Source organism: Paracoccus sp. J39 (assembly GCF_000518925.1).
Classification (GTDB): domain Bacteria; phylum Pseudomonadota; class Alphaproteobacteria; order Rhodobacterales; family Rhodobacteraceae; genus Paracoccus.
The window spans coordinates 1-18,402 of sequence record NZ_JAEN01000035.1; the positions used below are offsets into that span (position 1 = coordinate 1).

Below are 18,402 nucleotides of genomic sequence, written 5' to 3' on the forward strand. Positions count from 1 at the left end.
GCCATGTCCATTGAATCGCTTGAGAAACATCCTGTTCCGTCTGGCTTTGCTGCTGCGCATGCGGGGCCTGGGGATTATGCGCGGCTCTATGCCGAATCGCTCTCGGATCCCGAGGGGTTCTGGGGGCGCGAGGGGCTGCGGCTCGACTGGATCGAGCCCTATTCCAGGGTGAAGGACACGGATTTCACCATGGGCCGGGTCTCGATCAAATGGTTCGAGGACGGGGTGCTGAACGCCTCGGTGAACTGCGTCGACCGCCACCTGCCCGAGCGGGCGAACCAGACCGCGATCATCTTCGAGCCGGACGACCCGGCCCGGCCGGCGCGCCACATCACCTATGCCGAGCTGTCCGACAAGGTGAACCGCTTCGCCAACGTGCTCTTGTCGCAGGGGGTGATGCGCGGCGACCGGGTGGTGATCTACCTGCCGATGATCCCCGAGGCGGCCTATGCCATGCTGGCCTGCGCGCGCATCGGCGCCATCCATTCCATCGTCTTCGCCGGCTTCTCGCCCGACGCGCTGGCCAACCGCATCAACGACAGCGGCGCCAAGCTGGTGATCACCGCCGACACCGCGCCGCGCGGCGGCCGCAAGACGGCGCTGAAGTCGAACACCGACGCGGCGCTTCTGCATTGCTCGGACCGGGTGCGCTGCCTGGTGGTCAAGCATACCGGCGACCAGACCACCTGGATCGAGGGGCGCGACGTGGACGTGCTGAAGCTGATGGAGGAGGTCAGCCCCGACTGCCCGCCGCGGCCGATGGGGGCCGAGGATCCGCTGTTCATCCTTTACACCTCGGGCTCGACCGGCAAGCCCAAGGGGGTGGTGCATTCCACCGGCGGCTACCTGCTGTTCGCGGCGATCACGCATCGATACGTCTTCGACTATCGCGACGGCGACGTGTTCTGGTGCACGGCGGACGTGGGCTGGGTGACCGGGCACAGCTACATCGTCTACGGCCCGCTGGCCAACGGTGCCACGACGCTGATGTTCGAGGGGGTGCCGACCTGGCCCGATGCCGGCCGCTTCTGGGCGGTCTGCGAGAAGCACAAGGTCAACCAGTTCTACACCGCGCCGACCGCGATCCGGGCGCTGATGGGGCAGGGGCCGGAATGGGTCGAGAAATACGACCTGTCCAGCCTGCGGGTGCTGGGCACGGTGGGCGAGCCGATCAACCCCGAGGCCTGGGTCTGGTACGACCGGCATGTCGGCAAGGGGCGCTGCCCGATCGTGGACACCTGGTGGCAGACCGAGACGGGGGGCCACATGATCACCTCGCTGCCGGGCGCCATCGAGACCAAGCCGGGTTCGGCGACGCTGCCCTTCTTCGGGGTCCGGCCGGTGGTTCTGGATGCCGCGAGCGGGGCGGTGCAGGAGGGCGACCCGGCCGAGGGGGTGCTGTGCATCGCCGACAGCTGGCCTGGTCAGATGCGCACGGTCTGGGGCGACCACCAGCGTTTCATGGAGACCTATTTCCAGCAATATCCGGGCTATTACTTCACCGGCGACGGCTGCCGGCGGGACGAGGACGGCTATTACTGGATCACCGGGCGGGTGGACGACGTGATCAACGTCTCGGGCCACCGGATGGGCACGGCCGAGGTGGAATCGGCGCTGGTGGCGCATGAGAAGGTGGCCGAGGCGGCGGTTGTGGGCTATCCGCATCCGCTGAAGGGCCAGGGCATCTATGCCTATGTGACGCTGATGAACGGGGTGGAGCCCAGCGACGAGCTGCGCGCCGACCTGGAGAAATGGGTGCGCACCGAGATCGGGCCGATCGCCAAGCCGGACCTGATCCAATGGGCGCCGGGTCTTCCGAAGACGCGTTCGGGCAAGATCATGCGCCGCATCCTGCGCAAGATCGCCGAGGACGATTTCGCCGCCCTCGGCGACATCTCCACCCTCGCAGACCCCGCCGTCGTCGACGAACTCATCGAAAACAGAATGAACCGGCACTGAACCGGGCACGGAAGATGCCCCCGGCCCTTTTCCGCCGGGGGAACGGAGGGGCGCAACCACGCCGGAAAAGACGGAACGACATGTCTGAAAAAGGGAGGATTCAAGGACATGAGTGACAGACAATCGTCAAACGCCTATTGGCAGGCCAACCTGAGGCTGATCTGGCTGTGCATGATCATCTGGGCCCTGGTCTCCTATGGTTTCGGGATCATCCTGCGGCCGTTGGTGGCCGGCATCTCGGTGGGGGGAACCGACCTGGGGTTCTGGTTCGCGCAGCAAGGCTCGATCCTGGTCTTCATCGTGCTGATCTTCTTCTACGCCTGGCGCATGAACAGGCTTGATGCCGAACACGGCGTGGACGAGTGAGGAGCATCCGATGAGCCAGTTCACCCTCAACCTTCTTGTCATCGGCGCGTCCTTCGCGCTTTACATCGGCATCGCGATCTGGGCCCGCGCCGGCTCCACGGCCGAATTCTATGCCGCCAACCGCGGCGTCAGCCCGGTCATGAACGGCATGGCCACGGCGGCCGACTGGATGTCGGCGGCCTCGTTCATCTCGATGGCGGGCCTCATCGCCTTTACCGGCTATGACAACTCGACCTATCTGATGGGCTGGACCGGCGGCTATGTGCTGCTGGCGATGCTGCTGGCGCCCTATCTGCGCAAGTTCGGCAAGTTCACGGTGCCGGAATTCATCGGCGACCGCTTCTATTCCGGCACGGCGCGGATCATCGGCGTGATCTGCCTGCTGATCATCTCGATCACCTATGTGATCGGCCAGATGACCGGCGTCGGCGTGACCTTCTCGCGCTACCTTGAGGTGTCCAGCTCGACCGGGCTGTGGATCGGCGCGGCGCTGGTCTTCGTCTATGCCGTGCTGGGCGGGATGAAGGGCATCACCTATACGCAGGTGGCGCAATACATCGTGCTGATCATCGCCTATACCATCCCGGCGGTGTTCATCGCGCTGCAGCTGACCGGCCATGTGCTGCCGCAGACCGGGCTGTTCGGCACGCTGAACGCATCGGACACCAAGTTCCTGGCGACGCTGGACCAGGTGGTCACCGATCTGGGCTTCCGCTCCTATACCGGGCATCACCAGTCGACGCTGGACATGGTGCTGTTCACCATGGCGCTGATGATCGGCACCGCGGGCCTGCCGCATGTCATCATCCGCTTCTTCACCGTGCCGAAGGTGGCCGATGCGCGCAAGTCGGCGGGCTGGGCGCTGGTCTTCATCGCGCTGCTCTATACCGTCGCGCCGGCGGTGGGTGCGATGGCGCGCTTCAACCTGACCGCGACCATGTGGCCGGGCGCCGAGACGGGCCAGACCTTCAGCCAGCCCGCCGTGTCGCTGGAGGACATCCAGAACCGCGAGGATCTGCACTGGATGCGCAACTGGCAGGTGACGGGCCTGCTGAACTGGGAGGACAAGAACGGCGACGGCCTGATCCAGTACTACAACGAGGCCGGGGCGGCGAACGAACAGCTGGCCGCGGTGATCGCCGAGCAGGGCCTGCAGGGCAACGAGCTGACCACGGTGAACAACGACATCATGGTTCTGGCCAACCCGGAAATCGCCAACCTGCCGGGCTGGGTCATCGCCATCGTCGCCGCCGGCGGCCTGGCGGCGGCGCTGTCCACCGCGGCGGGCCTGCTGCTGGCGATCTCGGGCGCGGTAAGCCACGACCTGATCAAGGGCGCGATCAACCCCGGCATCAGCGAGAAGGGCGAACTGTTCGCGGCCCGCGTCTCGATGGCGGTCTCGATCCTGGTGGCGACGATCCTGGGGCTGAACCCGCCGGGCTTTGCCGCGCAGACGGTGGCGCTGGCCTTCGGCCTGGCGGCAAGCTCGATCTTCCCGGTGCTGATGATGGGCATCTTCTCGGCGCGCATGAACAAGGAAGGCGCGATCGCGGGGATGCTGGCCGGCGTCATCGCGACGCTGGTCTACATCTTCACCTACAAGGGCTGGTTCTTCATCTCGGGGACCAACATGCTGCCGGATACCGCGGATGCCTGGCTGTTCGGCATCTCGCCGGCCTCGTTCGGCACGGTCGGTGCGGTGATCAACTTCGCGGTGGCCTATCTGGTGTCCAGCGCCACCAAGGAGCCGCCCGCCGAGGTGCGCGACCTGGTCGAGTCGATCCGCATCCCGCGCGGCGCCGGCGGGGCGCAGGCCCACTGACGAACGGCCGCGCCCCCTGCGGGGCGCGGCCTTTCCGCCGATCGGCAGGGCAGGACATGAACGACATCGCCGCATTCATCGCCTCGGTTCATCCCTATGACAGCCTGCCGCAGGACGAGCTGGCGCGGGCTGCGGCGTCGTTCAGGCGCAGGACCTATCCGGCCGGCAGCGTGATCTATCGCCATGGCGACCGGCTGGCGGGGCTTTACCTGATCGAGAGCGGCCTGGTCCGGGTCTCGGATGCCGCCGGGGATTCCGTTTCGGAACTGGTGGCGCGCAATTCCTTCGGCGAAAGGGGCCTGCTGCGCGACGGGGTGGCGGTGACCACCGCGACGGCCGTCGAGGATGCGACCGTGCTGATGCTGCCCCGCGCCGAGCTGATGCGGCTGATCGGCAGCCATCGCGCGGTGGCGCGCTTCTTCGACCGCAGCGGCCTGCCCGGCGGCCGCGAGAGCGATCTGGGGCTGCTGAAGGTCGGGGACCTGATCGGGCGGCAGGCGCCGCTGGCCTGCACGCCCGAAACCCCCGCCATCGAGGCGGCGCGCGCCATGCGCGACGCCCGCGTCAGCAGCATCGGCGTGCTGGACGGGGAGCGGCTGGTCGGGCTGGTCACCATCCGCGACATCTCGAACCGCATCGTCGCCGAGGGGCGCGACTTGAACGTGCCGGTCGCGCAGGTGATGACGCCCGATCCGATCACGCTTTCGCCCTCGGAGCTGGGCTATGACGTGCTGAACATCATGCTGGAGCGCCGCATCGGCCATCTGCCGGTGGTCGAGAAGGGCCGTTTCGTCGGCATGGTCAGCCAGACCGACCTGACGCGGGTGCAGGCGATCTCGGCCTCGGCGCTGATCCGCGACATCGCGCAATCCGAGGATGTCGGCGGCATGGCGGCGGCGACCGCACGCATCCCCGAACTGCTGGTGCAACTGGTCAACGGCCATCACCGGCACGAAACCGTCACCCGCATGATCACCGATATCGCCGATGCGGTGACCCGGCGCCTGCTGGTCATGGCCGAGGCGCGGCTGGGGCCGCCGCCCGGCCCCTGGCTGTGGGCGGCCTGCGGCAGCCAGGGACGGCAGGAACAGACCGGCGTGTCGGATCAGGACAATTGCCTGATCCTCGGCGACGATTGCGACCCGGACGATCCCTGGTTCGCCGAACTGGCACGCTTTGTCTGCGACGGGCTGAACGCCTGCGGCTATGTCTATTGCCCCGGCGAGATGATGGCCGTCACGCCGCGCTGGCGCCAGCCGCGTCGGGTCTGGCGCGGCTATTTCCGCGACTGGATCGCCCATCCCAGCCCCGAGGCGCAGATGCTCGCCTCGGTCATGTTCGACCTGCGCGCCATCGGCGGCGAGGCGGCGCTGCTGGACGGGCTGCAGGCCGAGACGCTGCGGATGGCGGCGAAGAACTCGATTTTCGTGGCGCATATGATCTCGAACGCGCTGAAGCACCGCCCGCCGCTGGGGCTGATCGGCGGCTTCGCGACCGCACGCACCGGCGAGCATCGCAACCAGATCGACATGAAGCTTAGCGGCGTCGTGCCGGTGTCCGACCTGGCCCGCATCTATGCGTTGCAGGGGCAGCTGACGCCCGTCAATACCCGCGCCCGGCTGGTCGAGGCGCAGGGGGCGGGCATCATCTCGGGCAGCGGCGCGCGCGACCTGATCGCGGCCTATGACCTGATCCAGACCACGCGGCTGGAAAACCAGGCCGCGCAGATCCGCGCCGGCGAACGGCCGGGCAACCACCTGTCCCCCGCCGCGCTGCCCGACTTTCAGCGCAGCCACCTGCGCGACGCCTTCGTGGTGGTGCGGGGGATGCAATCGGCGCTAGGCCACGGCAAGGGAATGTTGGGATGAGGGGTATATGACCGGGATCGGGGTCGAACTGCTGGGCGTGATCGCGGTCGGCGTGGGCGCGGCGGCGCTGCTTTATGCCGGGATGCACCTGCTGCGCAAGCTGGGGTGGACGCCGGCGCGCTGGCTGCTGCCGGCGGGCATCGGCCTTGCGATGGTGGCCTATGCGGTCTGGAACGACTACGCTTGGTATGACCGTGCGGTCGCCCGGCTGCCCGCGGATGCGCAGATCCTGCTGGTGGGCCGCGACAGCCAGCCCTGGGCGCCCTGGACCTATCTGGCGCCGGTGGTGATCCGCTTTGCCGCCCTTGATCCGGCCGGCATCTCGGAGACCGCCGAGGGCATCCGCCGGGCGGGGATCACGCTGGTCGAGCGGCGCGGCCCGACGCTGGTCGTGCCGCAGGAATTCGATTGCGCGAAGGGTCTGGTCCGGCCGGCGCGCGGCGCATGGTCTGCGTCCGGCCCCTCGGATCCGGCCTATTCCGCCGTCTGCGGGGGAGGAGGCTGATGGCAAGGATCCTTGTGGTCGAGGATGAGGACAATATCGCCACCGCCCTGGATTTCCTGCTGTCGCGCGACGGCCATCAGCACCGTCGCATGGCCACCGGCGCCGGCGCGGTCGAGGAGATCCGCGCCAGCCATCCCGATCTGGTGCTGCTGGACGTGATGCTGCCCGACGTCTCGGGCTACCAGATCGTGCAGGACGTGCGCGCCGATCCGGCGCTGAACGACGTGCGGGTGCTTTTGATGACCGCGCGCGGCTCGGTGGTGGAACGGCGCAAGGGGCTGGCGCTGGGGGCGGACGGCTTCATCGCCAAGCCCTTCGAGCTGTCCGAGCTGCGCGCGGAACTGGCGCGGCTCTTGGGCGGGCGATGCTGAGGCGGCTGTCGCTGAGGGCCCGGATTCTGCTGATCTTTGCCGGGCTTGCGGGCGCCGTCCTCGCGGTCCTGGCGGCGGGGCTGTGGGTCGCGGGCGCAAGCCTTGCGGGCCGGGGCGTCGCGGTCCAGGCGATGCTGGACGCGCTGGCGCTTGCGGCGCTGATCGCGGGCTTCGGTGCGCTGGGGATGATCGTCTGGATCTGGTTCCTGTTTGACCGCAACCTGGCCCGCCCGATCGAATTGCTGGCCGGCGGCTTGCGCACCGGCCAGGCGCCCGAGATCGAGGAGGCCCGCTATCTTGCCGATCTGGGCCCCGCCGCGCGCGACGCCGCCGAGGCGCGGGCGCGTTCGGCCGAGGCGCTGGCCGATGCCGTCGCCGAACATGCCGCCGACCTGCAACGCGAGAAGGAGACGCTGGAATCCATCCTTGCCGATATCGGCGCCGGCGCGGTGATGACCGATCCGGCCGGGCGGGTGATGTTCTACAACGCCTCTGCCGCGCATCTTCTGCCCGGCATCGCGCTGGACCGCCCCATCGAGCGCCATCTGCCCGGCGGCGCGTTGGAGGCCGGCGCGGCGCGTCTGGCGGCGGGGGCGGCGGCGACGGACCTGACCTGCCTGACCTCGGCCGGGCAGCGGCTTTGGGGGCGCATGCGGCGGGTCGATGGCGGCACGCTGCTGATCCTGAACGACCGCCCGCCGCAGCACCCCGCGCCGCGCGACCTGCTGGAGACTCTGCGCCGCCACGCTGCGACCCTGGTCCCGATGCTGGGTGCGTTGGAGGGGCCGATCCCGCCCGCGCTGGCCCAGGCGATCCAGAGCGAGGGGCAGGGCCTTGCCAATGTCCTGCGCGAACTGACCGAGGCGATGAGCGGCGACGCCCCGCGCGGAGGGGCGGGGCTGAACGAACTGGCCGCCGGGCTGGACCTGGCGCCCGACCAGCCCCGGCTGGTGCTGATGGCCGACGCGGCCGGGGTGAACGGGCTGCTGCGCCATCTGGACCGCCGCCTGCGCGAGCAGGGCGCGGCCCCCCGCCTTGCCGCCGAGACCGAGGCCGGGGCCGAGGCGTCCGAGGCGCGGCTCTTGCTGCTCTGGACCGGGGCGCCGCTGCCCATGGACCGGCTGGAGGCCTGGCTGGCCGAGCCGCCCGACCCGGCCCAGCCCGAGCTGACCGGGCACGAGATCCTGGCCGCCCATGGCACTGGCATCTGGGCCGAGGCGCGGGACGGTCAGGCGCGGCTGGTCCTGCCGCTGCCCATCGCGCCGGGCCGGCCGGACAGCACCGGGCTGACCTATGATTTCGCCCTGTCGCGACGGGGCGCGGCCTCGACGCGCCTGGCCGACCTGACCTGCGTCGTCTTCGACACCGAGACGACCGGCCTTGACCCCGCTACCGACCGCATCGTGCAGATCGCCGGGCTGCGCATCGCCCGCGGCCGCCTGACCGGCGAGCGTTTCGACACGCTGGTCCATCCCGGCCGGCCGATCCCGCCCGCCTCGACCGCCGTGCATGGCATCACCGATGCGATGGTGGCCGACGCCCCCGACATGGTCGCAGCCCTCACCGCCTTTCACCATTTCGCCGAGGATACGGTGCTGGTCGCCCATAATGCGCCCTTCGACATGGGCTTCCTGCGCCGCGCGGTGCCCGAGACCGGGGCGCATTTCGACAATCAGGTGCTGGATACGGTGCTGCTTTCGGCGATGCTCTGGGGCCAGTCGGCGCCGCATTCGCTGGATGCGCTGACCGAGCGGCTGGGCATCGTCATCCCGCCCGAGGCGCGCCACACCGCCATGGGCGACGCCCGCGCCACGGCCGAGGCCTATCTGCGGCTGATCGCGGCGCTGGAGGCCAAGGGGCTGGACCGGTTCGAGGACGTGCTGGCCGAGGCGCGCCGCCACCGCCGCCTGATCGACGACGCGAACAGGCCGGCGGGCGACGCCGCCTCCGGTCCGTCAGCAGGCTGACCGTGCGGCCCCTCCCGGACCATGGGGGGATGGATGTCCGCCAGCCGCGGTCGCCGGAACGGACGCGCCGGGCGCCCCCGTTCCGATGCGGCACCGCCGGGTCAGGCAAGCTCTCGCCGCTCTTCGATCGGGGCCCTTCACGCTGACGCCGCCGGGCGCCTGCGGGGCCATGGTGAAGGGCCCCGATCGAAGAGCGCCATGGTCCGCAAGGCCGCCACCCCGCCCGGCAAGAGCAGCATGGCGATGAGGTCCGTCGATTGCCGGAATCGACTGCCGGAAGATTTCCCGGCGGCCGTCGCGTTCAGTTCCGGCATTCGGCCACGGGTTGGACAAGGCCGTGGCCGAAGATCTCGTCGGGGCCGGCCTTGCCCAGGTCGCGCGCGGTTTCCTGTAATTGCGCCCGCACCTCGGCCGGGGTCAGGCCGGGCCGGGCTTGCAGGATCAACGCTGCTGCGGCGGTCACGAAAGGCGTCGCATAGGAGGTGCCGGTCTTCGTCCGCGCGCCGCTGATCGAGGCCGCGGTCCAGACATTCACCCCCGGGGCCGCCAGGTCGATATGCTCGCCCCGGTTTGCACGGCGATAGACCTGTTCGCGGCGGTCCACGGCAGTCACGGCGATCACGGGCGCGAAGGCCGCCGGGAAAGCCGGCTTGGCCGCCGGGCCGCCATTGCCCGCCGCCGCGACAAGCACGATGCCCTGCCGGTCCATGCGGCGGATCTGCTGGCCCAGGGCGGTGTTCCGGGGGCCGGCCAGCGACAGGTTCACGATGTCCACGTCCTGCGCCGCCAGATAATCCAGCGCCTCGATCAGGGCGAAGGCGTCGGCGCGTTCGTCCCCGCCTCGCTTGTGGAAGGCATCGACGGCGACGAGTTCGGCCCCTGGCACCAGGCCGGGCGTGCGGCTGTCCGCCCGCCCGACCAGCAGTGCCGCGATGGCAGTGCCGTGCAGCGCGTCCGAGGCGGCCAGCCCGTCGCCTGGATCCAGCCGGTGGACCCGGATGCGCGCGTCCTTCAGCACGGCATGATCCGCGTTCAGCCCGGTATCGACCATGCCGATGCGCACCGGCCCGCCGCATCCGGCCGTATCCTGGGGCCAGGCGATCATCTGCCGCGCCGGACAATCCGCACCGCGGCACGAGGACGCGGCGGCGTTGCCGGGGCGGTAGAAATGGTTGAAATCCGCCGCCTCGGCCGAGCCCATCCGGCGCACCGTCTCGCGCGCCGCGTCCATCGTCATCGCGTCGGGCTTGCGCAGCCGGTGCAGCGGCCGGTCGGCGGCCAGCGTGACCTCTCGCAGCACGCGAAAGCCCATATCCTCCAGCACGGTCAGGTCGGCTTCGGACAGTCCGCGCGCAATGACCTCGTTCGGGGCGCGGGTGGGCAGGGGCGCGGGCTGGACCCGTGGCGCGCGTCGTCGGACCGGCGCGTCGTCGTCGTCGTCGTCGTCGTCGTCATCATCGTCATCGTCGTCATCGTCGTCATCCGCCCATGCGGCGGATATCCCCCAGCCGGTCGCCTGCGGGCGCATGTCGGCCAGCAGGACGGCCAGGATCAGGGTCAGCAACACTATCGGCACGCGCATCGGCATCACCTTGCTATGAGACGGCTTCGGGACTTTCTACGCATTGCAGATTCCATTATTCCCTGCTCTGGTCAATTTTCCGACGCCGTGGAGAGGGTGAATGGACGCAGGCTTCGCCGAGGCCATGATCGCATTGCTGCCCAACCTGCGGCGCTATGCCCTGTCGCTGACCCGGCGCGGCGACCAAGCCGACGACCTGGTGCAGCAAACGGTCGAGCGCGCCATCGCCAACGCGGCCAGCTTCGACCGGGCGCAGCGGCTGGAGCCCTGGCTGTTCCGCATCATGCGCAACGCCTTCATCGACCAGACCCGCCGCCAACGCCGGGAAGGCACCAAGATCGACATCCACGAGATCCCCGAGGTCCTGCCGACCGACCCCGGACCGGGGCTGGAAGCGCGGCTGATGCTGCAAAGCGTCGAGGCGGCGATGGCCGACCTGCCCCCCGACCAGCGCGAGATCCTGCACCTCGTCTGCGTCGAGGAGATGAGCTATGCCGAGACGGCGCGGATCCTGGACATCCCCATGGGCACGGTGATGAGCCGCCTGTCGCGCGCGCGGCTGGCCCTTTCGGAAAGATTGGGAATAAGATGACGCCGGGTGCGTATTCGGGGCAGGACCGCGACAAGGATGGGGCGATGCAGATCGACGACGAAACCCTGATGGCACTGGCCGATGGCGAGCTGGACCCCGCCCGCGCGGATGAGATCCGGCGTGTCGTCGCGGGCGATCCCGACCTGCAGGCCCGCCTGCATCGCTTTGAGGAGACGCGGCGCCTGCTGGGGGGCTTGCGCAAGGATGCCGCCGGCGAGGACCCGCTGGCCGCGATGATCCGCGCCGCCGCCGCCCCCGCGCCCCATCCGGTGCCGGACGCGCCGCGTCCCGCCAATCTCAACCGCAGGCCCTGGCTGGCCGCGGCGGCCTCGGCCGCCGTCGTCGCGCTGGGGCTTGGCTGGTGGCAATGGACGGATGCCCCCGCGCCGGGGATCGGCGCGGCGGAACTGGCGGCGCTGGAAAGCCTGCCCTCGGGCCAGGTCCAGCCGCTGGAGGAGGGCGGCGAACTGGCCATGATCGCGTCCTTCCGCGCCTCGGACGGCAGGCTTTGCCGCGAATACGAGACCGCGCGGGACGAGGCGCTGCGTATCGTGCTGGCCTGCCGCGAAGGCGATGGCTGGCACGAACGCTTTGCCGCGACCGCGCAGCAAGGCGGCGCGGACTATCGCCCGGCCTCGGGCGAGGGGTCCATGGACGCGGCGCTGGCCGCCATCGGCGCCGCCGATCCGCTGACGCCCGAGGAAGAAGCAGCGATGCTGCGGGAATAACCCGCCGGGGCTGTCGTAATCCTGTCATGGAAATGCACAGGAGAACGCCATGACCGCCCGCAGCCTGTCCCCGCTTGCCGCCCTGCCGCAGCCAAGCCGGCGCCACCTTGCCGTCGCCGTCCTGGCCGCTGCCATCCCGCTGCTGGCCGGCCTGCCCCAGACGCTCTCGGCCGAGGGCCGGGTTGCCCTGGCCGTCTCGGGCCTCGCGATCCTTGGCTGGGTCGGCACGCGTCTGCCGGAATCGCTGGTGGCGCTGGCTGCCGTGCTGGCGCTGGTCCTTGGCGGCGTGCTGTCCGAGGCGCAGCTTTTCGCGGCCCTGGGCAGCGAGTTGATCTGGCTGCTGCTGTCGGCCTTCGTCATCGCCGCCGTCGCGAAAGAGGCGGGGCTGACGCAACGGCTGGTCGCGCCGCTGCTGGCGCGGGGGATGCGGGTCGTGCCCTTCTTCCTGTGGCTGACGCTGGCCATCGCCGGCACGGCCTTCGTGCTGCCTTCGACCTCGGGGCGGGCGGCGCTGCTGCTGCCGGTATTTGCCGCCATCGCGGCGGCCTTGCCCGATCCGCGCCTGCGCCGCCCGCTTGCCCTGCTGTTCCCGACGGTGATCCTGCTGTCGGCCGGGGCCTCGCTGATCGGGGCGGGGGCGCATCTCTTGGCGGCGCAGGCGATCCGGGGCGCGACCGGCATCCATCTTGGCTATGTGGAATGGGCGATGCTCGGCCTGCCGTTTTCGCTGTTGGCCAGCCTTGCCGGCGCGGGCCTGATCCTGGGCCTGTTCGTCCCGCGCGAGGCGCTGCTGGCGCCGTTGCCCCGCATCGTGGCGCCGGTGCCCGACCCGGCCACCCGCGCCCGCCAGCGCCGCATCGCGCTGGTGTTGGCGCTGGTCGTGGGCCTGTGGCTGACGGCCGGGCTGCACGGGATCGGCATGGCTCTGGTCGCGCTGATCGGGGCGCTGGTGCTGCTGACCCCACCCTTTACCAGCCGCAAGCCCAAGGAGATCTTCCGCGCTGTCGATACCGAGCTTTTGCTCTACATGACCGCGACGGTCCTGATGGCCGAGGCGATGGTCGCGACCGGCGCCGACCGCTGGCTGGCGGGACAGGCGCTGGCGGCCTTGCCGCCCGGCCTGTCGAGCAGCCTGCCCGCCGTGGTGGTGCTGCTGTCGGCGGTGGCGGTGCTGGCGCATCTGGCGATCGCCTCGCGCTCGGCCCGGGCTGCGGTGCTGATCCCGGCGGTGGCCCTGCCGCTGGCGGCGATGGGGCACGACCCGGCGCTGATGGTCATGGTCGCGGTGATGGGCACGGGCTTTTGCCAAAGCATGATGGCTTCGGCCAAGCCGGTGGCGATCTTCGGCCAGGCCGAGGAAGCGGGCTTCTGCCAGCGCGACCTGATCCGGCTGGCGCTGCCGCTGGCGCCGGTCGTGACGGCGCTGCTGGTCGGCTTTGCCCTGCTGGTCTGGCCCGCGCAATTGGCGCAGATGCGGGACGATGCGCAAGCGTCGCCCGTTCCAGCCCTTCCGACCATCTCTGCCGCCATGCTGGTCGCGCCCGCCGTGGCCTTGCCGCCCCCTGCCGCCCCGGTGGTCGAGGCAGCGCGGCCCTTGCCCCGACCCCAGCGGCTGGTCCAAGCCACCTCGCAAAAATCCTCGCCCAAGGTCCGCCAGTCGCGCCCCGAGCCCGGTTTGCGGGCGTTGAACCGCGTCCTGCGGCCCGCGGGCATCCGGTTCGTCATCCGGTAATGCGCTGCAAATGCGATGAAAGGGCGGCCCCGGGGCCGCCTTTTTTCAGCGCCTGGGCGGAATTTTTCGCCCCTGCCGGGAATAAGGCAGGGGGCGCGGGCGTAACCCCTTCAGACAACCGGAAAGGATATGAAAATGTCTCTCACCGTCCTGATCGCGCCTTCGGGCTTCAAGGAATCGCTTTCGGTCCAGGATGTGGCCGAGGCCATCGCGCGGGGCGTCCGCCGCGCCGCCCCCCATGCGACCATCCTGACCGCGCCTATGGTGGATGGCGGCGAGGGCACCACCGAGGCGCTGGTCGCCGCGACCGGCGGGCGGCTGATGCAGGCCGGCGTGACCGGCCCGGTGGGCCAATCCGTGGACAGTTTCTGGGGGCTGATGGGCGGCGACGGGCCGCGCACCGCCGTGATCGAGATGGCCGCCGCTGCCGGGCTGTCGCTGGTGCCGCGCGACCGGCGCGACCCGACCCTGACCACCAGCCGCGGCGTGGGCGAGCTGATCCTGAAGGCGCTGGACCACGGCGTGGACCGCATCCTGATCGGCTGCGGCGACAGCGGCGTCAACGATGGCGGTGCGGGCATGGCGCGCGCGCTTGGCGCCCGGCTGCTGGACGGCGAGGGGCGCGAATTGCCCGAGGGCGGCGGCGCGCTGGAGCATCTGGCGCAGATCGACGTCTCGGGGCTGGACCCGAGGCTGGCCGGAGTCCGGATCGACGCGGCGGTGAACTGGCACAACATGCTGCTGGGACCGCGCGGCGTGGCTCGCGTCTTCGGCCCGCAAAAGGGCGCGACCCCCGAGCAGGTCGAGCAGCTCGACCGCGGCATGGCCCGCTATGCCAAGGCGATCATGGCGGCCACGGGCCGAGACGTGGCGCCGATGCAGGGCGCCGGGGCCTCGGGCGGGCTTGGCGCCGGGCTGGTGGCCTTTGCCGGCGCGGTGCTGCATCCGCGTTTCCAGGTCATGCTGGATTACCTGGATTTCGACCGGCTGCTGGGCCGCGCCGATCTGGTCATCACCGCCGAGGGTGCGCTGGACGCGCAAAGTCCCTTCGGCAAGGTCCCCTGCGAGGTCGCCCGCCGCGCCGAGGCGATCGGCATTCCGACCGTCGCGCTGGCGGGCACCATCGGCAAGGGGGCACGCCAGACCTATGAGCACGGGATCGGCGCCTATGCCTCGATCATGCGGCGGCCCTGCTCGCTGGAAAAGGCCATCGGCGAGGGCGCGAAACTGCTGCGCAACGCCGCCGAGAACACCATGCGGATGCTGCTGGTCGGCCAGCGGCTTGCCGCCCGTGCCTGAGGCACGACCCATTCCGCGCACCCCGGAGGAACCGGCAGCCGGGCGCGGATCACGGTTCGATCATGCCGGTCCAAACCAAGTGACGGAGAGAAACCATGGCCAGAATTCGTGGCAATGACGACGACAACCGCCTGGTCGGCACCCAGTTCGCCGACCAGATCTGGGGCTTCTCGGGCGATGACCTGCTCTTGGGCCGCGCGGGCAACGACACGCTGGACGGCGGAGAGGGCAATGACCGCATCGACGCCGGCGCGGGCCACAACCGCATCCTCGGCGGCTCGGGCAATGACGTGATCACGGCGCTGGGCGGCAACGACTGGATCACGGCGGGCGAGGGCAATGATGTCGTGCAAGCCGGGGGCGGCAACAACACGATCTCGCTCGGCTCGGGCAATGACCGCTCGGTCAGCGGCGGGGGGCGCGACACCATCGCCGGCGGCGAGGGCAACGACACCATCCGCGCCGGGGGCGGCAACGACCTGATCCGCGGCGGCGAGGGCGACGACCGCCTGTTCGGCGAGGCAGGCCACGACCGCATCATCGCGGGCGAGGGCAACGACACCCTGAACGGCGGCCGGGGCAACGACACGATGACCGGCGGGGAAGGCGCGGATGTCTTCATCTGGAACGGCGGGCGCGACCGGATCACCGATTTCGACCATGACGACGACGTGATCGACCTGTCCTTCTATGGCCGCTTCGACAGCTGGGCCGATATCCGCGCCGCCGCCAGCCAGGTCGGCAACAATGTCGTCATCACGGCGGGCGCCGACCGGCTGGTGATCGAGGACACGCGCCTCAACCAGCTTCGCAGCGACGATTTCGACTGGTAGAAGCCGGAAGATCGCCGGGGCCGGCGTGGCAGCGCCGGCCCCGGGCTGCAAAGCCGCCGTCCCGGCCGGCCGCCATTCTCGTCGCCCGGATCGTGATCGCCGCCTGTTGCGGCTGAAGCCCGCCGCCTTGCCGCGACTCCGTCCGGGGTGCCGCAGCAGGGGCGTGATGGAACCGGCAGCAGGTCCTTGTTCAGCCTGCTGCATCGCTTTCGCAAAGCCGCATCAGCCCCGCGGCGAATGTGCTTGCGGCGGGGCCGAAGGGCTCGTCGAAGCGATGGGCGAGATAGCTTTGGGACGTGACCTGGGCGTTGCGGCCAAGCGCGGCCGTATCCAGCCGGACCAGCCTGCCGGATCTCAGGTCATCCGCGACCAGCCAGGACGGCAGCCTGCCCCAGCCGACGCCCGACAGGATCAGCGCATGCTTGGCGCCCTGGGTGTTGACCGGGCAGGATTGGGGCGACAGCACGCCGAAATCCCGCCCCTCCGACAAGGGCGAGGGATCGGACAGCACGATCTGGACATGGTCGGCCAGATCCGGGATGCCGATCCCGCGCCCGGCGGCCAGAGGATGGCCGGCCGCCACCACCGCCACCTGCGAGACGGGCGACAGGGCCCTGAAGCTGATGCGGGGGTCGCGGAAATCCTCGCCGACCATGATGGCAAGCGTGCAGCGCCTTTCGGTCAGCGCCTGCAACGGTCCGCCAAGCGGCTGGATGGCAAGCCTGACCGCCACCGAAGGATAGGCCCTGCGCATCTCGGCCAGCGCCGCGCCGACCAGCGGGATCGGAAACAGCGTGTCGGCGGTGATGGACAGTTCCAGCTCGACGCCCTCGCCGAAGCCCCGCGCCCTGGCGCGCATCGCGTCGACGCGCAGCAGGATGTCGCGCGCATCGGCAAGCAGCGTCCTGCCCTCGGCCGTCAGGACCGGGCGGTGGCCTGAGCGGTCGAACAGCTGCACGCCCAGCTGGGCCTCCAGATTGGCCACGCTTGCGCTGACGCCGGATTGCGCCCGCGACAGGCTGCCCGCGCCGGCGCGAAAGCTGCCTTTGTCGGCGACCGCGACGAAGGTGCGGATCTGGTCGAGGGTCAGGGCGTCCAGCATGATCGCTTCAGATGATCGAAACCATCGGAATTATATCACTCCTGCCGGTCATCCGTCACCCCTATCCTGGACGCGACAGGAACAGGAGAGAAACCGATGACCGATGTGCTGGTGCTTTATTATTCGTCCTATGGGCATGTCGAAACCATGGCCGCTGCGGTCGCCCAGGGCGCGCGCGAGGCGGGGACGAGGGTCGCGGTCCGGCGCGTGCCGGAACTGGTGCCCGAGGCCGTCGCGGAAAGGGCGGGCTACAAGCAGGATCAGCGCGCGCCCGTCGCGACGGTGGGCGAGCTGGCCGATTACGACGCGATCATCATCGGCACGCCGACCCGCTTCGGCAACATGGCCTCGCAGATGAAGAATTTCCTGGACCAGGCCGGCGGGCTGTGGGCCGAGGACCGGCTGGTCGGCAAGGTCGGCAGCGTCTTCACCTCGACCGGCAGCCAGCATGGCGGGCAGGAGACGACGATCCAGTCCACCCATACGGTGCTGCTGCATCTGGGCATGATCGTGGTCGGCCTGCCCTACAGTTTCAAGGGCCAGATGCGCATGGACGAGATCACCGGCGGCTCGCCCTATGGCGCCTCGACGCTGGCCGATGACGGCGATGGCGGCGACCGCCAGCCAAGCGCGAACGAGCTGGACGGGGCGCGCTTCCAGGGGCGGCATGTGGCGGAAATCGCCGCGGCGCTGGTCGCGGGACGCAAGCGCGATGCGGCGTGATGCCGACGCGCTGGGGTGCCGTCGCGCTGATCGTGGCGGCCGGGATCGCCGCCGCCCTGCAGGTCGGCAAGGCGGCCATCGCCGCGCCGATGCTGCAGGCCGATCTGGGGCTGGGCCTGTCCGCCATCGGCTGGCTGACCGGGGTTTTCGCGCTTCTCGGGCTGGTCGGCGGCATTCCGGCCGGCGCGCTGGTCGCCGTCATCGGCGGGCGGCGCATCCTTGCCCTCGGCCTGCTGGCGACGGCGGCCGGATCGGCGCTTGGCGCGTCCGCCGGCGGGTTCGCCTCGCTTCTGGTCTCGCGCATCGTCGAGGGGGCGGGCTTTCTGCTGATAACCGTCGCCGCGCCGTCCATCCTGGAGCATGTGGCCCAGCGGTCGCGCCGCGACCTTGTCTTTGCGCTGTGGAGTTGCTTCATGCCCGCCGGCATGGCCATCGCGATGCTTGCCGGCCCGCTTTTCGACGGCTGGCGCGGCATCTGGTGGGCAGGTGCCGGGCTGGCGCTGGCAGTCGGGATCGCGGTCCCGTGCGTGCTGCCGCCGGACGGCCAACGCAGGCGCTGGTTGTGGCAGGGCCTTGGCCGAACCGACCGCGGCGCTGATCGTCGGCCTGGCCGGCGATTACGACCACATCGCCGCGCCGGCGACCACCGATGCCAAGAACGTCATGCCGCGGGTTGCGGCGCTTCTCGACGTGATGGTGCTGTCGGACGTCTCGGCCATCCTCGATGCCGAGACCTTCGAGCGGCCGATCTATGCCGGCAACGCCATCCAGGTGGTGAAGTCGCGGGACGCGAAGAAGGTCTTCACCATCCGCACCGCCAGCTTCGACGCGGCCGGCGAGGGCGGTTCGGCCAGCGTGGCCGAGACCGCCGCTGCCGCCGATCCCGGCCTGTCGGCCTGGGTCGCCGATGAGGTGGCCGAGAGCGACCGTCCCGAGCTGACCTCGGCCAAGCG

Annotated in this window: 15 protein-coding genes and 2 pseudogenes; 15 read left to right on the forward strand and 2 right to left on the reverse strand. The window is 70.0% G+C overall.

The window, feature by feature from the left end; genetic code table 11:
- Positions 1-3: 3 nt before the first annotated feature.
- The 7 genes from acs to L632_RS0120495 all read left to right on the forward strand — a co-directional run bounded on the left by acs (position 4) and on the right by L632_RS0120495 (position 8,858).
- A complete protein-coding gene (gene acs / locus L632_RS0120465; protein ID WP_028717134.1) occupies positions 4-1,959 on the forward strand; it encodes an acetate--CoA ligase in 1,956 nt (651 codons plus the stop codon).
- A gap of 108 nt (positions 1,960-2,067) precedes the next feature.
- Positions 2,068-2,325: a DUF4212 domain-containing protein gene (locus L632_RS0120470; protein WP_028714688.1), complete on the forward strand. Its 258-nt coding sequence runs from the start codon at positions 2,068-2,070 to the stop codon at positions 2,323-2,325.
- A gap of 10 nt (positions 2,326-2,335) precedes the next feature.
- Complete coding sequence (locus tag L632_RS0120475; protein WP_028717491.1) at positions 2,336-4,147, forward strand: sodium:solute symporter family protein; 1,812 nt, start codon at positions 2,336-2,338, stop codon at positions 4,145-4,147.
- A gap of 56 nt (positions 4,148-4,203) precedes the next feature.
- Positions 4,204-6,015: a DUF294 nucleotidyltransferase-like domain-containing protein gene (locus tag L632_RS0120480; protein ID WP_028717492.1), complete on the forward strand. Its 1,812-nt coding sequence runs from the start codon at positions 4,204-4,206 to the stop codon at positions 6,013-6,015.
- Positions 6,016-6,022: 7 nt separating this feature from the next.
- Positions 6,023-6,520 carry a hypothetical protein gene (locus tag L632_RS0120485; RefSeq protein WP_028717493.1) on the forward strand — a complete coding sequence of 166 codons (498 nt, stop codon included), beginning with the start codon at positions 6,023-6,025 and terminating at the stop codon, positions 6,518-6,520.
- Positions 6,520-6,891 (forward strand): response regulator transcription factor, encoded by a 372-nt coding sequence (locus L632_RS0120490; protein WP_028714684.1) that lies wholly within the window; start codon positions 6,520-6,522, stop codon positions 6,889-6,891. Before L632_RS0120485 ends, L632_RS0120490 begins: the two co-directional genes overlap by 1 nt.
- Positions 6,885-8,858 carry a 3'-5' exonuclease gene (locus tag L632_RS0120495; RefSeq protein WP_028717494.1) on the forward strand — a complete coding sequence of 658 codons (1,974 nt, stop codon included), beginning with the start codon at positions 6,885-6,887 and terminating at the stop codon, positions 8,856-8,858. Before L632_RS0120490 ends, L632_RS0120495 begins: the two co-directional genes overlap by 7 nt.
- 301 nt (positions 8,859-9,159) lie before the next feature.
- On the opposite strand, the gene L632_RS25140 is transcribed toward L632_RS0120495, so the two are convergent.
- Positions 9,160-10,440 (reverse strand): S8 family serine peptidase, encoded by a 1,281-nt coding sequence (locus tag L632_RS25140; protein WP_084648163.1) that lies wholly within the window; start codon positions 10,438-10,440, stop codon positions 9,160-9,162.
- 100 nt (positions 10,441-10,540) lie between these two features.
- Between L632_RS25140 and L632_RS0120505 the strand changes: the two genes are divergently transcribed.
- The 5 genes from L632_RS0120505 (at position 10,541) to L632_RS0120525 (ending at position 15,624) form a co-directional block, all read left to right on the forward strand.
- A complete protein-coding gene (locus L632_RS0120505) occupies positions 10,541-11,032 on the forward strand; it encodes an RNA polymerase sigma factor (RefSeq protein WP_028714681.1) in 492 nt (163 codons plus the stop codon).
- 44 nt (positions 11,033-11,076) lie between these two features.
- Positions 11,077-11,760, forward strand: coding sequence for an anti-sigma factor (locus L632_RS0120510; protein ID WP_028714680.1), 684 nt, complete (start codon positions 11,077-11,079; stop codon positions 11,758-11,760).
- Positions 11,761-11,809: 49 nt separating this feature from the next.
- Positions 11,810-13,492 carry an SLC13 family permease gene (locus L632_RS23280; RefSeq protein ID WP_051416400.1) on the forward strand — a complete coding sequence of 561 codons (1,683 nt, stop codon included), beginning with the start codon at positions 11,810-11,812 and terminating at the stop codon, positions 13,490-13,492.
- 135 nt (positions 13,493-13,627) lie between these two features.
- The gene (locus L632_RS0120520; RefSeq protein WP_028714679.1) at positions 13,628-14,791 is read left to right on the forward strand and encodes a glycerate kinase; all 1,164 of its coding nucleotides are present in this window, start codon (positions 13,628-13,630) and stop codon (positions 14,789-14,791) included.
- Between the two features lie 95 nt (positions 14,792-14,886).
- Complete coding sequence (locus L632_RS0120525; RefSeq protein ID WP_028717495.1) at positions 14,887-15,624, forward strand: calcium-binding protein; 738 nt, start codon at positions 14,887-14,889, stop codon at positions 15,622-15,624.
- A 190-nt stretch (positions 15,625-15,814) separates the two neighbouring features.
- Here the strand turns inward: L632_RS0120525 and L632_RS0120530 are convergent, their stop codons facing one another.
- Positions 15,815-16,726, reverse strand: a complete 912-nt coding sequence (locus L632_RS0120530; RefSeq protein ID WP_028717496.1) for a LysR family transcriptional regulator — start codon at positions 16,724-16,726, stop codon at positions 15,815-15,817.
- Positions 16,727-16,822: 96 nt separating this feature from the next.
- On the opposite strand from L632_RS0120530, the gene wrbA reads away from it, so the two are divergent.
- The 3 genes and pseudogenes from wrbA to L632_RS24530 all read left to right on the forward strand — a co-directional run.
- Complete coding sequence (wrbA, locus tag L632_RS0120535; protein WP_028714654.1) at positions 16,823-17,449, forward strand: NAD(P)H:quinone oxidoreductase; 627 nt, start codon at positions 16,823-16,825, stop codon at positions 17,447-17,449.
- Between the two features lie 89 nt (positions 17,450-17,538).
- Positions 17,539-17,940, forward strand: a pseudogene (locus L632_RS24525) (MFS transporter); the annotation flags it as partial.
- Positions 17,941-18,013: 73 nt separating this feature from the next.
- A pseudogene (locus L632_RS24530) lies at positions 18,014-18,402 on the forward strand (electron transfer flavoprotein subunit alpha/FixB family protein); the annotation flags it as partial.

Excerpts from the sequence above, each read along its gene's own strand:
- L632_RS0120525 (WP_028717495.1), top strand. The coding sequence starts at position 14,887 with ATGGCCAGAATTCGTGGCAATGACGACGACAACCGCCTGGTCGGCACC.
- L632_RS0120480 (WP_028717492.1), top strand. The coding sequence starts at position 4,204 with ATGAACGACATCGCCGCATTCATCGCCTCGGTTCATCCCTATGACAGC.
- L632_RS25140 (WP_084648163.1), bottom strand. The coding sequence starts at position 10,440 with ATGCGCGTGCCGATAGTGTTGCTGACCCTGATCCTGGCCGTCCTGCTG.
- L632_RS0120475 (WP_028717491.1), top strand. The coding sequence starts at position 2,336 with ATGAGCCAGTTCACCCTCAACCTTCTTGTCATCGGCGCGTCCTTCGCG.
- L632_RS0120510 (WP_028714680.1), top strand. The coding sequence starts at position 11,077 with ATGCAGATCGACGACGAAACCCTGATGGCACTGGCCGATGGCGAGCTG.
- acs (WP_028717134.1), top strand. The coding sequence starts at position 4 with ATGTCCATTGAATCGCTTGAGAAACATCCTGTTCCGTCTGGCTTTGCT.
- L632_RS0120470 (WP_028714688.1), top strand. The coding sequence starts at position 2,068 with ATGAGTGACAGACAATCGTCAAACGCCTATTGGCAGGCCAACCTGAGG.
- L632_RS0120485 (WP_028717493.1), top strand. The coding sequence starts at position 6,023 with ATGACCGGGATCGGGGTCGAACTGCTGGGCGTGATCGCGGTCGGCGTG.
- L632_RS0120530 (WP_028717496.1), bottom strand. The coding sequence starts at position 16,726 with ATGCTGGACGCCCTGACCCTCGACCAGATCCGCACCTTCGTCGCGGTC.
- L632_RS23280 (WP_051416400.1), top strand. The coding sequence starts at position 11,810 with ATGACCGCCCGCAGCCTGTCCCCGCTTGCCGCCCTGCCGCAGCCAAGC.
- L632_RS0120520 (WP_028714679.1), top strand. The coding sequence starts at position 13,628 with ATGTCTCTCACCGTCCTGATCGCGCCTTCGGGCTTCAAGGAATCGCTT.
- L632_RS0120505 (WP_028714681.1), top strand. The coding sequence starts at position 10,541 with ATGGACGCAGGCTTCGCCGAGGCCATGATCGCATTGCTGCCCAACCTG.
- L632_RS0120495 (WP_028717494.1), top strand. The coding sequence starts at position 6,885 with ATGCTGAGGCGGCTGTCGCTGAGGGCCCGGATTCTGCTGATCTTTGCC.
- wrbA (WP_028714654.1), top strand. The coding sequence starts at position 16,823 with ATGACCGATGTGCTGGTGCTTTATTATTCGTCCTATGGGCATGTCGAA.
- L632_RS0120490 (WP_028714684.1), top strand. The coding sequence starts at position 6,520 with ATGGCAAGGATCCTTGTGGTCGAGGATGAGGACAATATCGCCACCGCC.